The 12561-nt window shown below is 69.0% G+C and carries 14 protein-coding genes and 1 tRNA gene; 8 read left to right on the top strand and 7 right to left on the bottom strand.

What is annotated here, in order from left to right; translation table 11 throughout:
- Nucleotides 1–80: 80 nt before the first annotated feature.
- The 3 genes from QO033_RS19175 to QO033_RS19185 all read left to right on the top strand — a co-directional run bounded on the left by QO033_RS19175 (nucleotide 81) and on the right by QO033_RS19185 (nucleotide 3884).
- On the top strand, nucleotides 81–1268 hold the full coding sequence (locus QO033_RS19175; protein ID WP_284482582.1) for a pyridoxal phosphate-dependent aminotransferase: 1188 nt from the start codon (nucleotides 81–83) through the stop codon (nucleotides 1266–1268).
- 211 nt (nucleotides 1269–1479) lie between these two features.
- A complete protein-coding gene (locus QO033_RS19180; protein ID WP_284482583.1) occupies nucleotides 1480–1947 on the top strand; it encodes a MarR family winged helix-turn-helix transcriptional regulator in 468 nt (155 codons plus the stop codon).
- The gene (locus tag QO033_RS19185; RefSeq protein ID WP_284482584.1) at nucleotides 1944–3884 is read left to right on the top strand and encodes an FUSC family protein; all 1941 of its coding nucleotides are present in this window, start codon (nucleotides 1944–1946) and stop codon (nucleotides 3882–3884) included. Before QO033_RS19180 ends, QO033_RS19185 begins: the two co-directional genes overlap by 4 nt.
- Before the next feature lie 34 nt (nucleotides 3885–3918).
- On the opposite strand, the gene QO033_RS19190 is transcribed toward QO033_RS19185, so the two are convergent.
- From QO033_RS19190 to QO033_RS19205, 4 genes are read right to left on the bottom strand one after another with little or no spacing between them, the layout of a single operon-like run.
- Nucleotides 3919–4671, bottom strand: a complete 753-nt coding sequence (locus QO033_RS19190; RefSeq protein WP_284482585.1) for an iron ABC transporter ATP-binding protein — start codon at nucleotides 4669–4671, stop codon at nucleotides 3919–3921.
- Nucleotides 4668–5612, bottom strand: a complete 945-nt coding sequence (locus QO033_RS19195; protein ID WP_284482586.1) for an iron chelate uptake ABC transporter family permease subunit — start codon at nucleotides 5610–5612, stop codon at nucleotides 4668–4670. Before QO033_RS19195 ends, QO033_RS19190 begins: the two co-directional genes overlap by 4 nt.
- A complete protein-coding gene (locus QO033_RS19200) occupies nucleotides 5599–6522 on the bottom strand; it encodes an ABC transporter permease (protein WP_284482587.1) in 924 nt (307 codons plus the stop codon). The genes QO033_RS19195 and QO033_RS19200 overlap by 14 nt, the downstream gene beginning before the upstream one ends.
- A gap of 1 nt (nucleotide 6523) precedes the next feature.
- Nucleotides 6524–7414 carry a siderophore ABC transporter substrate-binding protein gene (locus QO033_RS19205; RefSeq protein ID WP_284482588.1) on the bottom strand — a complete coding sequence of 297 codons (891 nt, stop codon included), beginning with the start codon at nucleotides 7412–7414 and terminating at the stop codon, nucleotides 6524–6526.
- Between the two features lie 134 nt (nucleotides 7415–7548).
- Between QO033_RS19205 and QO033_RS19210 the strand changes: the two genes are divergently transcribed.
- From QO033_RS19210 to QO033_RS19230, 5 genes are all read left to right on the top strand, one after another.
- Nucleotides 7549–7833, top strand: coding sequence for a DUF2218 domain-containing protein (locus tag QO033_RS19210; protein WP_284482589.1), 285 nt, complete (start codon nucleotides 7549–7551; stop codon nucleotides 7831–7833).
- Nucleotides 7834–8077: 244 nt separating this feature from the next.
- A complete protein-coding gene (locus QO033_RS19215) occupies nucleotides 8078–8773 on the top strand; it encodes a MotA/TolQ/ExbB proton channel family protein (protein WP_284482590.1) in 696 nt (231 codons plus the stop codon).
- A gap of 4 nt (nucleotides 8774–8777) precedes the next feature.
- A complete protein-coding gene (locus QO033_RS19220) occupies nucleotides 8778–9155 on the top strand; it encodes an ExbD/TolR family protein (protein WP_284482591.1) in 378 nt (125 codons plus the stop codon).
- Nucleotides 9156–9162: 7 nt separating this feature from the next.
- The gene (locus tag QO033_RS19225) at nucleotides 9163–9585 is read left to right on the top strand and encodes an ExbD/TolR family protein (protein WP_321170053.1); all 423 of its coding nucleotides are present in this window, start codon (nucleotides 9163–9165) and stop codon (nucleotides 9583–9585) included.
- A gap of 7 nt (nucleotides 9586–9592) precedes the next feature.
- Nucleotides 9593–10462: an energy transducer TonB family protein gene (locus tag QO033_RS19230; protein WP_284482592.1), complete on the top strand. Its 870-nt coding sequence runs from the start codon at nucleotides 9593–9595 to the stop codon at nucleotides 10460–10462.
- A gap of 68 nt (nucleotides 10463–10530) precedes the next feature.
- Here QO033_RS19230 and QO033_RS19235 read toward each other — a convergent pair.
- The 3 genes from QO033_RS19235 to QO033_RS19245 all read right to left on the bottom strand — a co-directional run bounded on the left by QO033_RS19235 (nucleotide 10531) and on the right by QO033_RS19245 (nucleotide 12536).
- Nucleotides 10531–10606, bottom strand: a tRNA-Ala gene (locus QO033_RS19235).
- A 128-nt stretch (nucleotides 10607–10734) separates the two neighbouring features.
- Nucleotides 10735–11610 (bottom strand): DMT family transporter, encoded by an 876-nt coding sequence (locus QO033_RS19240; protein ID WP_284482593.1) that lies wholly within the window; start codon nucleotides 11608–11610, stop codon nucleotides 10735–10737.
- Nucleotides 11611–11801: 191 nt separating this feature from the next.
- Nucleotides 11802–12536 (bottom strand): hypothetical protein, encoded by a 735-nt coding sequence (locus QO033_RS19245; protein ID WP_284482594.1) that lies wholly within the window; start codon nucleotides 12534–12536, stop codon nucleotides 11802–11804.
- Nucleotides 12537–12561: the final 25 nt, after the last annotated feature.

Genomic DNA, 12561 nt, shown 5'->3' on the forward strand with positions numbered 1-12561 from the left:
GACGCCAGCCGCCGCAGCCGGCATCCCGGACCGGGAAGGCACCGCCCTTCCGACCTGACGCCGCCCGAAGGACCGACCCCATGAAACGCCTGACCATCGACCCGACCACCGCCCTTGCCGCGATCCGGGGCAATCTCGTGGATCTGGAGACCGAGAATATCGCCGCTCTCGCCGCCCGGGCCGCCGACAAGCCCGACCTGATCGCACTCTGGTACGGCGAAGGCGATCTGGTCACGCCGGAGTACATCCGTCAGGCGGCCAAGGACGCGCTGGATCAGGGCCAGACCTTCTATGTGCCGCAGATGGCCGGCGCCCCGGCGCTGACCGCGGCCCTCGCCGCCTATCAGTCCGATCTGCACGGCGTCCCGCTGAGCGAGGACCGAAGCACCATCACCCCCGGCGGCATGCAGGCGGTGCATCTGGCCTTCTCGCTGATCCTGCAGGCCGGCGACAACGCCGTCTATGTCGAGCCGCAATGGCCCAACATCCGCCACGCGATCCAGGTCGCCGGGGCCGAGCCGCGCGCCGTCTCGCTCGATCTGGTAGAGGGCGAGTGGCGGCTCGATCTCGACAAGCTGTTCGACGCCTGCGATGCCCGCACCAAGGCCATCGTCTTCTCCAGCCCGTCGAACCCCTGCGGCTGGGTCGCCGATCCCGAGACCTACCGGGCGCTGATCGCGTTTTCCCGCAAGACCGGCATCTGGATCATCTCGGACGAGGTCTATTCCCGGCTGATGGCAGAGGGCCGCGCCGCGCCCTCGCTGCTGCAGGTGGCGGAGCCCGAGGATCTGGCGATGTGCATCAACGGGTTTTCCAAGGCCTGGGCGATGACCGGCTGGCGCATCGGCTGGCTCAACCACCCGGCCTCTGTCGCGCCGGTGGTGCGGGCGATGACGCAATACATGAACTCCGGCACCGCGGCGATGATCCAGGCCGGCGCCCTGGCGGCGCTGACCCGCGGCGAAGACACCGTCACGATGGTGCGCGACCGGCTGAGCGCCGGGATGGACGCCGCCTACAGTGTGCTCGGCCGGGCCAATTCCGTGGTGCTGCCGGAGCGCCCCCGGGGCGGCATGTACACCTTCTTCCGCATCGAGGGCGAGGACGACGCCGACCGTTCCTGCCTGCGCATGGTCGAGGAGGCCAGCGTCGGCCTGGCCCCGGGCGGGCTGTTCGGGCGCGAGTTCCGGGGCTGGATTCGCATGTGCATCGCCCGCGATCCGAAAGAGATCGCCAGCGCCTGCGAGCGGCTGGTCGGGATCCTCTGATCCCGGCCCGCCTGCCTCGGCCACCGGCCGCCTGACGCGCCGCACGCGGCCGGCGGCCCTCTCCCTTCGCGGGGGCGGACCGGTGCCACGCCGTTGCGTCCCAGCCTGTTTTTCGACCTGTTGCGCGCCCGGCGGCGGCACCTGGCATCATCAGTGAATTTTCCTGCGAAATTAATTTGCATTCCAAATCATTTGCACGCACATGCATCTGATGACCTCCGCTGCCCCCTCCCGCCCCCGCGACAGATTCGGATTTCTGTTCGTCACCCTCGCCCGCCGCTGGCGCCGGGTCATCGACCATGAGCTGGCCCGCGCCGGGCTGACCGATGCCACCTGGACGCCGCTGGTCCATCTGAAGGAGGGCGGCGACGATATCAGCCAGACCGAACTGGCCACGCGGGTCGGGCTCGATGCCTCTTCGCTGGTGCGGTTGCTCGATGCGCTGGAAGGCCGGGCGCTGATCGAACGGCGGGTCGATCCCGCCGACCGCCGTGCCCGCCGCATCCTGCTGACCCCGGCGGGTGAGGCCGAGGTCGACCGCATCCGCGCCCAGCTGCGCGATGTGGAGACCGAGCTGCTGGCCGACCTCAGCGATGCCGAGATCGCCGATATCCTCGGCGGCCTGGAACGGATCGACCGGCGGGCGGATGAGAAGTTGCAGCAGGAGAAAGCGGAATGAGCAGCTGGCTGACCCGATACGGCTTCGACACGCCGAAGCTGAGATTTGCCGGCGTGACCGCCGTCACCGCCTGCCTGGCCTTCGTCCTGGCCTGGGCGCTGGGGCTGGAACACCCGCAATGGGCCGCGATGACAGTCTGGGCCGCGTCGCAGCCGACCCGCGGGCAGCTGCTGGAGAAAAGCCTGTTCCGCATCCTCGGCACCATCAGCGGCACAATCGCCGGGGTGCTGCTGGTGCTGTCGATGCAGATTCACCCCGCGCTGCTGGTGGTCGGACTGACCATCTGGGTCGGGCTCTGCACCGGGATCGGCAACCTGCAGCGCGGTTTCGTCGCTTACTCGACGGTGCTGGCGGGCTATACCGCCGCCATGGTCTCGCTGCTGGACAGCGCCCATCCCGATCATGTCTTCGCGCTGGGGATCGACCGGTTCGCCACCGTGCTGACCGGGGTGATCGCCGCGACGATCTTCGGCTATCTCTTCGCCGGGCGCAGCGATGGCGCCGGGCTGCGCCGACAGGTGCGCGACCTGCTGGCCGATCTGCTGGACCGCGCCGCCGCGCCGCGCGACGGCAATATCGGCGGGGCGGATGGCAGCGCCGACGGGGACGGCGACCGCATCCTCCTCTCGCGTCTCGCCGCGGTAGAGGAAGGCCTCGATCCCCATGCCGCCGGTTCGATCCGTTCCCGTCGCGAGGTGCGGGCGACGCGCGGGCTGCTGATCGCCGCCATCCCGGTGCTGCTGCGCCGGCGCAACCGCGGCGACGGGCCCGGGATGCCGCCCGCCGTCTCTACCGGGCTGAGCCGTGCCGCCACCGCGCTGCGGGCCAACGATCCGCTCACCGCGCTTTCCGCGCTGGAGACGGCGCGCGATGCGGTCCTCCCCGGCCCTGACCAGGCCGGCGCGCATGGCCCCACCCCCGGGCTGAGCGAGACGCTGGAGCCGCTCATCGCGGCGTTGGCGCAATGGGCGCGCCCCTCTGACCCGGTGACGCCGGAGCCGGCCCTGCCGGTGGTGCTGCACCGCGACTGGATCGGCGCACGCGAGGCGATGCTGCGGGCGATGGGCGGGCTTGGCCTCTTCGGTGCGGTCTGGCTGATCACGGACTGGAGCATGGGCGGCTACATGATGCTGGGGCTGTCGGTGATGCTGTCGCTGATGTCGTCGTTCGAGAACCCGGCGGTGTTCATGCGCTATGTCTTCGTCGGTCAGGTCTACGGGGTGCTGGGCGCCCTGGCGATCCGCTGGCTGGCCTGGCCGCTGGCCGATAGCGAATTCCAGATGGTGCTGATGACACTGCCTTTCATCCTGTTCGGGGCGGTGCTGGTGGGTCACAAGCGCACCACGCTCCACAGTTTCGACTATAACATGGTGATGCTGCTGCTGACCCAGGTGCAGACCCCGCTGCACGGCAGCTTCGGCGGTTCGGTGATGATGGGGCTGGCAGTGATCTCCGCCCCGCTGGTGGCGATGCTGGCCTATCGCTTCGTCTATCCGGTGGGGCTGCGCCGACGGCTCGACACGCTGCTGGCCTCGATGCTGCACGATCTGTCCGATCTGGCCGCCGACGCCGGCGCGCTGGAACACCGGCGGATCTGGCGGGCGCGGCTCTATCACCGGATGCTGCGGCTGATCCGGCTGTCGGAACGCTATGCCCGCGCCAATGTCGAGGCCTCCGAGGCCAGCCTGGCCATCCTCAACCTCGGCCATGCGGCGATGCGCTGCCATGAAATCCTTGGCGATCCGGCCCGCTCCGACAGCGACCGCCGGGCGGCGCGGGCGGTGCTGGGCCGCATCCAGACCCTGCGGGCGCATCCGGCCCGGACCGAGGCGACGCTGTCCCGGCTGCGCCAGCGGCTGAGCGGCGAGGATGCGGCGATGATGGACCGTGCCGCCGCCGGGGTCAGCGCCCTCACCCCGGCGCTGCACACCGACTGACCGGCGCCCCCGGAAAGCCATCGGCTCCAGCGGGTCAGAGCGTCAGAACAACCCGCCGGCCGCCAACCTCGGCGACGCTGACATCGGTTTCGAAAAGCCGCGACAGCACCTCTTCGCTGATCACCTCTTCGGACGGCCCCTCGGCCGCGACCCGGCCCGCCTTCATCGCCACCACATGATCGGCATAGGCCGCCGCCACCGTCAGATCGTGCAGCACCACGATCACCGTCCGGCCGGCGTCCGCCTCCTCCCGCGCGATGCGCATCACCCGGCGGGCATGCGCCAGATCGAGGTTGTTCAGCGGCTCGTCCAGCAGGATCACATCGGTCTGCTGCGCCAGCACCATGGCGATCTGCGCCCGCTGCTTCTGCCCGCCCGACAGGGTGTCGAGATAGCGGTCGGCAAAGCCCGCCAGATCGAGCCGGTCGATGGCGCGCTGCACCTCCAGCCGGTCCGCCGCTGTCAGCCGCCCGTGGCTGTGCGGATAGCGACCGAAGCTGACCAGGTCGCGCACCGTCAGGCGCGGGCCGATGGCGCCCTCCTGCCGCAGGATCGACAGCTGCAGCGCCAGTTCGCGCGGCGGCACCGCCCGCAGATCGCGCCCGTCGATCAGGATATCGCCCGACGCCGGTTCCAGCAGGCGGCCCAGGGTCATCAACAGGGTCGATTTCCCTGCCCCGTTGGGCCCGACCAGCGCCGTCAGCCGGCCCTTCGGCAGCGCGACGGAGATATCCGCAAGCACCGGCTTGCCACTGAGCGCGACCGAGAGCGCACGGGTTTCGATCATGTCTTCCTCCTGCGCAGGATCATCGCCAGAAACACCAGGCCGCCCAACGCCTCGATCACCACCGCAACCGAGGTCTGCAGATGCAGGACCCGCTCGAACAGCGTCTGGCTGGCGACCAGGATGCAGCCGGCCAGCAGCGCCGACAGCGGCAGCAGCACCGCATGGCGCCAGCTGCCCGCCAGCCCATGCGCCAGCGCCGAGACCAGAAGCCCGAAGAACACGATCGGCCCGACCAGCGCGGTCGAGACCGAGACCAGCAGCGCCACCGCCGCCAGCAGCCGGCGGGTCTGGCGGTCGTGATCCACCCCCAGCGTCATCGAGGCCGCCCGCCCCAGCGCCATGACATCCAGCTGGCGGTGCTTGCTCATCAGCCAGATCCCCACCGCCACGGTCAGCCCGGCGGTGATCCAGGTCAGCCCCTCGGGCACGTTGTTGAAGCGGGCGAACGCGGCGCTCTGGATCATCGTGAACTCATTCGGATCGATCATCCGGTTCAGCAGCTGGGTCAGGCTGCGGAACAGGATGCCGAAGACGATGCCGGTCAGGATCATCCGGGAGATATCCTGCCCCCGCCGCAGCAGGGTGCCGAACAGCAGCAGCGCCGCGAGCAGCATCACCGCGGTCTCCAGCCCGAATGTGACATAGGCCCCCAGCGCCGCGACACCGACGCCGGAAAGGGTGAAGACCAACAGGCTCTGGCCCAGCAGGAACAGCGCGTCGAAGCCCATGATCGCCGGCGTCAGGATGCGGTTGGCGGCCAGCGTCTGGAACACCATCGTCGACAGCGCCACCGCCAGCGCCACGGTCAGCAGCGCCACCAGCCGGGCACCCCGGAACATCAGCACGAAGCCCCAGTCGCCGCGCGCCCCGAGGCTGAGATAGGCCAGACAGGCCACCGCCAGCGCCAGCCCGGCCAGGATCAGGGCACTAGCGGCGCGCATTGAGCATCCACAGGAAAACCACCGCGCCCAGCACGCCCAGGATCGTGCCCACCGGTATCTCGTAGGGATAGCGGATCACCCGCCCGAGGATATCGCAGGCCAGCACCAGCCCCGCCCCCGCCATCGCCACCTGCGGCAGGGTGCGGCGCAGGTTCTCGCCCGCCAGCCGCGCGATCATGTTGGGCACCACCAGCCCGACGAAAGGGATCATGCCCACCGTCACCACCGTCACCGCGGTGATGCCGGCAACGATCAGCAGCCCCAGCGCCACGATCCGCGGGTAGTCCAGACCCAGCGTCCGGCTGGTGTCCTCGCCCATGCCGGCAATGGTGAACCGGTCGGCATAGAGATAGGCGGCAATCGCCAGCGCCCCCGCCGCCCAGAGGAATTCGTAGCGCCCCAGCATGACGCCGGAGAGCTCTCCGTTCATCCAGATATCCACATATTGGATCAGGTCCCGCTCATAGGCGAGAAAGGTGGCCGCTGCCCCGAGGATGCCGCCGTAGACGATTCCGGTCAGCGGCACCAGCAGCGGATCGCGCCGCGGCAGCCGCCGCACCAGTGCCAGAAACAGCGCCGTGCCCAGCAGCGCCGCGACCGTCGCCGCCGCCATCTTGACCCAGAGCGCCGCCGCCGGCGCCACCAGCGTGATGGCGACGATGCCCAGCCCCGCCGCCTGTCCGGTGCCGGTGGTCGAGGGTTCGACGAACCGGTTGCGCGCCAGCATCTGCATGATCACCCCGGCCACCGCCAGCGCCGCCCCGGCCAGCAGCGCCGCGGCGGTGCGCGGCAGCCGGCTGACGCCGATCAGCCAGAGATCGCCCCATTGCAGCGCGGCGACGCCGGTAAAGATGCTCACCCCCGCCAGCAGCAGCAGCGCTGCCGGCGCGGCGAGGCGGCCGAGGGTCACGTCATGCGCCTCCGAAGGCGTCGATCAGCAGATCGAGCGTATCGGAGAGCGATTGCACCCCGCCGCTGGAGATGTAGATCTCGGCCGCGTTGAGATAGAGCACATGGCCCGCCTTCCAGGCCTTGGTCTCACGCACCAGCGGGTTGTCCAGCGTCGCCTGCGCCCCCACCGCCTCGGCACCGATGGCGGCGGCACGGTCCAGCACCAGCAGCCAGTCGGGATCGGCCTGGCGGATGAACTCGAAGGACACCGCTTCGCCATGGGTGGCGCCGTGGACGTTCTCCACCGCCTCCGGCAGCCCCAGTTCGCCGTGGATCCAGCCGAACCGCGATCCCGCGCCATAAGCGGAGATCTTCGGCCCGTTGGTCAGGATGATCAGCCCGTTGCCCTTGCCGGAGATCGCCGCGCGGGCGGCGGCGACCTTGGCATTCAGACCCTCCGCGATCTGGGCGGCGCGGTCCTCGCGGCCGAAAAGCTTGCCGTAGTCCGCCAGCCGCTCCAGCGCCTCGTCGATCAGCAGATCGCCGGTAAAGGTCATGTCGATGGTCGGAGCGATCCGGGCCAGCGCGTCGACCTGCGGCGCCGACCGGCCGCCGGCGATCACCAGATCGGGCGCCAGCGCATAAAGCGCCTCGAAGTTCGGCTCGAACAACGTGCCGAGATCGCCCTGATAGCTCCGCAACTGCGGCACGAAGGTCTTTTCGACCGATCCCGCCACCGGCACCCCCAGCGCGTCCAGCGTATCGAGCGCCGCCATGTCATAGACCGCCACCCGCTCAGGCAGGCTGTCGAAACTCACCAGGCCGCGCGCCGTGCGGATCGACACCGGGTCGGCCCAGGCCGGCAGCGCCAGCGATACCGCGGCCAGCATCCCGAAAATCGCGTGTTTCATGCCAAAGTCCTTATCCTTGCGCACCGCCGGGCTAAGGGTCGGCATCGGGGCGGCACATCCTGAGCGTTTCACTATGGCATTGCCCCGGAGAGATCCAGCGCCTATCCTGAGAGAAACAATCGGAGATATCGGATATGCTCAGCGCACAGGCCAGGCTGCACACGGAACATGCGTCGAAATACCTGCAGCAGCTCTGCAAGCACTTCGGCCATAAGGTCGAGGTCAGCTTCACCGCCGACGCGGGGCATGCGACGCTGCCGACCGGGCCGGCGCAGATGACCGCAAATGACAGCGAACTCTGGGTGGAAGTAACCGCCCGCGACCCCGAGGGGCTGGTCGTCGCCAAAGGCATCATCGACAGTCACCTGAAGCGGTTCGCCTTCCGCGAAGGCTTCGAATCCATGCCCTGGGAAGCCTGAGCGCCACCCGCGACCGGCCACCCGGGCCACTTGTCCGGCGGTGGTCAAATCCGCGTGAGGCATCCGGAGGCCCCCGACAGAGACCAGCCTTGGCCCCACAAATCGGCCAATCCCCGCGAGTCGGGAGCAGAATCTGTTCGGATGTAGTTGACGAAAAAAGTCGGATTAACTAGCAACGATGCAAAGGCCCCGCCGGTTCCGGCGGCGCCCCTCTGTCAACGCCCAGCCGATCCCGGGGGTCCCCATGGAATTTCTTTCGTTCGACGAAGTCGTCGCCTCTGTCACCGGGTTTCTCGACACCGGCGGCCCGTCGATCTGGGCCATCGCTGCGCTCTCCGTCATTACGGTGGCGCTGATCCTGTGGAAGGCCTGGGACCTGCTGACGCTGGGGGCCTGGAACGGCGGCCGCCATGTCAAACAGGCGATGGAGGCCTGGGAACGCGGCGACAGCCGCGCGGCGCTGGCGGCGCTGGACGGCCGCCGTACCATCCGCGCCCGGCTGACCCAGCGGGCGATGACCGCGCATGACAGCGCCGAGTTCGACGACGAGGCCGCCCGGCAGGAAACCGTTCGCGTCGCCAAGGCGCTGCTGGCCCGTGGCCGCGCCGGCCTGCGGGCGCTGGAGCTGATCGCCACCATCGCACCGCTGCTGGGCCTGCTGGGCACCGTCCTGGGCATGATCGCGGCCTTCCAGGCGCTGCAGGAGGCCGGTGCCCGCGCCGATCCGGCGACACTGGCCGGCGGCATCTGGGAGGCGCTTCTGACCACCGCCGCCGGCATGGGGGTGGCGATTCCCGCCTCGATGGCGCTGACCTGGTTCGAAAGCGTCAACGACCGTCTGCGGCGTCAGCTGGAAGATATCGCCACCCGGGTGTTCCTGCGTCGGCGCCCGGCGCGGCTGAGCCCGGCGGAGCCCCGCGACGCGCTGGCGGCGGAATGATCCGATGACCTTCGACGACCCCCGCCCGCCCCGGCGCATCTCTCTGACGCCGATGATCGACGTGGTGTTCCTGCTGCTGGTGTTCTTCATGCTGGCCTCGCGCTTCGGCGTCGACATGCAGATCCCGCTGCGCACCGCCGGCGGCGCCTCGGCCGAGTATCAGGGGCCGCCGCGGCTGGTGCAGATCGACCCGGAGGGGCTGAAGCTGAACGGCCGCGACATCACCCCCGAGGCGCTGATCGACAGTCTGGGCGATCTGACTCAGGACCCCGGCGACGTGATCGTGCTGCGCAGCGCCGAGGAGGTGCCGCTGCAACGGCTGGTCGAGGTGATGGACGCGCTGCACGGGGCCGGCTTCCAACGGCTGGTGCTGGTGGAGTGACCCCGCGATGATGAGCTTCGCCGATCCGCCGCGCAAACCGCCCGCCGAGAGCATCGTGCCGATGATCAACGTGGTCTTTCTGCTGCTGATCTTCTTCCTGATGACGGCGCAGATCGCCCCGCCCGAACCGATTGCGGTGGAGCCGCCCGAGGCCAGCTCGGAACAGACCGCGGAGGCGGAGCTGACACTCTACCTCGGTCCCGATGGCACCCTGGCCTATCGCGAGACGGAGGGCGAGCAGGCGGTGCTGCAGGCGCTGGAACTGGCGCGGATCGATCTGTGCGGCGATGGCGGCTGCGAGGGCACCGAGGTGCCGCCGCTGATCCTCAGGGCCGACGGCAAGACCCCCGCCGCCGGGATCGCCCGGCTGCTGCCGCAGCTTGCCGCCATCGGCTTTTCCGATGTTCAGCTGGTTACCGTTCCCAAGTGAGGCCGCCGTGAGAGTTCTGATCAACGCCGCCTTCTTTCTCGGTTTTGCCGTGGTGCTGCATCTGGCGCTGGCCGCCATGCGGTTTTCCGAAGGCGGCGCCGCCTCCGCCGGGTCCGGCGGCGAGGCGCTGATGTCGGCTGAGGCTTCCTCCGCCTCGATCGCCATGATGGTGCAGGAATGGGAGCAGGCGCCCGCGGTCAGCGACACCGTCGCGCCGGCCCCTGCCCCGCCGCAGATGACCCCACCCGACGCACCGCAGGTGGCAAGCCTGCCGCGCCCGGAGGCGCCGGCCCGCCCGGAGCTGACCCCGGCAATGCCGCTGCCGCCGATGCCCCGGGATCGCGCGCTGGAGCCCCCCGAATCCCCCGCCCCGCCGGTGGTGGAGCAGCCCCCCGCGCCGGAAACGCCGGAGCAAACCCGCGAGCCGCAGCCCGACATCGCCAGGGTGCCGCCCAAGGCCCGGCCGGCGCCGAAACCGCCGGCGGCTTCGGTCAACAGCGCCAGCTCCAGCGCCCGCAAGGCCGCCGGCAGCGGCGGCGGCGCCAATGCCGGCGAGGCGCGCAGCCAGCAGGCCTCGACCCTGTCGCGGTCCCGGAGCAAATCGCTGCAGGCGCAATGGGGCGCCACGATCCGCGCCCGTATCGAACGGCGCAAGCGCGCGCCGCGCAACGGTGGCAGCGGCACCGTGGTGCTGACGGTCTCGGTCGCGCCCAGCGGACAGCTGCTGGGGGTCTCGGTGCTCAGAAGCTCGGGCCAGGCCGGACTGGATCAGGCCGCCCTGCGCGCGGTCCAGGCCGCCGGCCGGTTTGCCGCCGCCCCCAAGGACCTGAGCGCCCCGCGCTACACCTTCAGCCTGCCGATCACCTTCGCCGGCTGACCCTGCATGCCGGTCCCCCCAACGGTTCCGCATCGGCGAGATGCCCTTGTGATGTCGGTCAGGAAGGTTGGTGGAGCCTAGGGGGATCGAACCCCTGACCTCGTCATTGCGAACGACGCGCTCTCCCAGCTGAGCTAAGGCCCCGGTGGAGATATGGATTCCGTAAATGGCGGCGGAATGCAAGAGGCGCCGTGCGGCACGGGATGCGGCAGATTGCTCCGAACGACGGCGAGACCGGATCGGCCCCGCTGCCGTGCCATCGCGGCAGACCGTCAGGCCGCGGCACGGGCGGCGGCGCGGCGGCCCTGGAACAGCACGAAATAGGCCCCCGCCAGCGCGATGCAGACCCCGATCAGGAACCTTGCGCCCAATGGCTCATCCGCCAGCGTCGCACCCAGCACCACGGTCATCAGCGGCATCGCCAGGGTCAGTGGCGAGACGATGCCGACACTGTAGCGGTGCAGCAATCGGATCAGCGTCACCTGGGCGACGATACTGACCATCACCGCCGAGAAGCAGAGCGCAATCCAGAACGGCGCGCCGCCGGCGACCGAGCGCTCCCACTGGCCGGTCTCCAAGAGCCCCGACAGCAGCGCGAGCACCGGCGCGGAGGCGGCTGCCGACCAGGCCTGCAGCCGCCACGGGCTGATGTGTTTCAATTGCCGGATCAGCACATTGCCCAGCGAGATGGCGCTGGCCCCGCCCAGCACCCACAGAAGGCCGGTGGAAAGCCGGCCCGACTCCGGGGTCCAGATCACCAGCAGCGTGCCGCCCAGGGCCAGGACAATGCCGGCGATCTGGCGCGGTCTCAGCCGTTCGCGCAGGATCAGCAGGGCGAAGAGAGCGCTGAACGGTATGCCCGCCTGCATGGTGACCGAGGCCGCCGAGGCGGTGGCGCTACCGAGCCCGATGAACAGCATGCCGAAATGCGCCGCCCCGATCAGCAGCCCGACCGGAATGATGCGCCGGATTTCCTTCGGAACCGGGCGCAGGAAGGGCAGCAGCAACAGCGCCACCAGCGCGAACCGCACCGCGGCATAGTAGATCGGCGGCACCTGCAGACTGCCCATCACATAGCGGCCGATCAGCACGTTGACCGACCAGATCAGGCAGATGCCCATCATCATCAGGAAATCTTGCAGCTTCATCGCGCCCCCCGGGGGAGAGGCGCCCCACCGGCGCCTGCCCTCCCCTCCTGTCGCGGCTAGGGCAGGCGGCGGGGCGCTGCAAGGGCGCGGAAGATTGCGGGGGCGTTGCGTCCCGATCTCAGGCGGGGCCCGGTCGAAGCTGCCTGCAAAACGGTCGTTTCAGGGGCTGCAAAGGCCTCTCTCGGAGCCGATCAAAGCGCCGCGACGACCTGTTCCGCGACCAGGTCCGAGATCCGGGCACCACGCTCGATTGGCGCCAAGCCGACCAGCGCGGCAAGGTCGTCTTTGGTGAGCGTGACCACAATCATCCGGTCGTGGATGGGATGCGGTACGGCAACAGCCACGGCTCCACCCTCAGGAAAGGTGATCAGCGTTTCGCCGCTGCCTAGGGGGACAAGCCCATCAATCTCGCCCTGCACCAGATATCCGATCTTGGGGGCGATCCGGTTCCAGTCGGCAGCCAGGGTATCATCCTGCCAGATGTCCTCAATCAGCAGAGGTCGCAATACCGGCTCAAGATCGGTTTCGGCGATCAAAGCATAGCGCACTGGACGTAAGTCCCGCTCGCCAAGAAACACCGCGCCCACCGCCACGCCGCTGTCCGGTGCCCCGAAGACAAGACGCATACCGGCACTGGAAAAGGTCAGTCCGGTCATGACCCGGCCCGTTGGTGCAACAATCGCGTTGATCGCCATGCGCAATTCTTCGGCGAAAATCGTTTCATCCTGGGACGACTGCACGAGACTGGCGATCAACCGCTGGTTCAAGATCTTCTCCCGGTTGTCCTGAAAGGTCATCCAGAGGCTGACCCCTGCAGAGAGCACCGCAACCGAGATCAGTGAAAGCTTGATTCGCCGGTCAGCCTCGGTGAGCGTCCCGATCACTGCGGCGAGCAGTGTGAGAAGAATGAGCCCATAACCTACCACTTTCCTTCCTTCTCAACTCATCGGG

Origin of the sequence: Pseudodonghicola flavimaris (assembly GCF_030164425.1) — a bacterium.
Lineage (GTDB): Bacteria > Pseudomonadota > Alphaproteobacteria > Rhodobacterales > Rhodobacteraceae > Pseudodonghicola > Pseudodonghicola flavimaris.

What these genes read in the sequence shown, in the direction of transcription:
- QO033_RS19175 (WP_284482582.1), top strand. Translation starts at nt 81, where the DNA reads ATGAAACGCCTGACCATCGACCCGACCACCGCCCTTGCCGCGATCCGG.
- QO033_RS19180 (WP_284482583.1), top strand. Translation starts at nt 1,480, where the DNA reads ATGACCTCCGCTGCCCCCTCCCGCCCCCGCGACAGATTCGGATTTCTG.
- QO033_RS19185 (WP_284482584.1), top strand. Translation starts at nt 1,944, where the DNA reads ATGAGCAGCTGGCTGACCCGATACGGCTTCGACACGCCGAAGCTGAGA.
- QO033_RS19190 (WP_284482585.1), bottom strand. Translation starts at nt 4,671, where the DNA reads ATGATCGAAACCCGTGCGCTCTCGGTCGCGCTCAGTGGCAAGCCGGTG.
- QO033_RS19195 (WP_284482586.1), bottom strand. Translation starts at nt 5,612, where the DNA reads ATGCGCGCCGCTAGTGCCCTGATCCTGGCCGGGCTGGCGCTGGCGGTG.
- QO033_RS19205 (WP_284482588.1), bottom strand. Translation starts at nt 7,414, where the DNA reads ATGAAACACGCGATTTTCGGGATGCTGGCCGCGGTATCGCTGGCGCTG.
- QO033_RS19210 (WP_284482589.1), top strand. Translation starts at nt 7,549, where the DNA reads ATGCTCAGCGCACAGGCCAGGCTGCACACGGAACATGCGTCGAAATAC.
- QO033_RS19215 (WP_284482590.1), top strand. Translation starts at nt 8,078, where the DNA reads ATGGAATTTCTTTCGTTCGACGAAGTCGTCGCCTCTGTCACCGGGTTT.
- QO033_RS19220 (WP_284482591.1), top strand. Translation starts at nt 8,778, where the DNA reads ATGACCTTCGACGACCCCCGCCCGCCCCGGCGCATCTCTCTGACGCCG.
- QO033_RS19225 (WP_321170053.1), top strand. Translation starts at nt 9,163, where the DNA reads ATGATGAGCTTCGCCGATCCGCCGCGCAAACCGCCCGCCGAGAGCATC.
- QO033_RS19240 (WP_284482593.1), bottom strand. Translation starts at nt 11,610, where the DNA reads ATGAAGCTGCAAGATTTCCTGATGATGATGGGCATCTGCCTGATCTGG.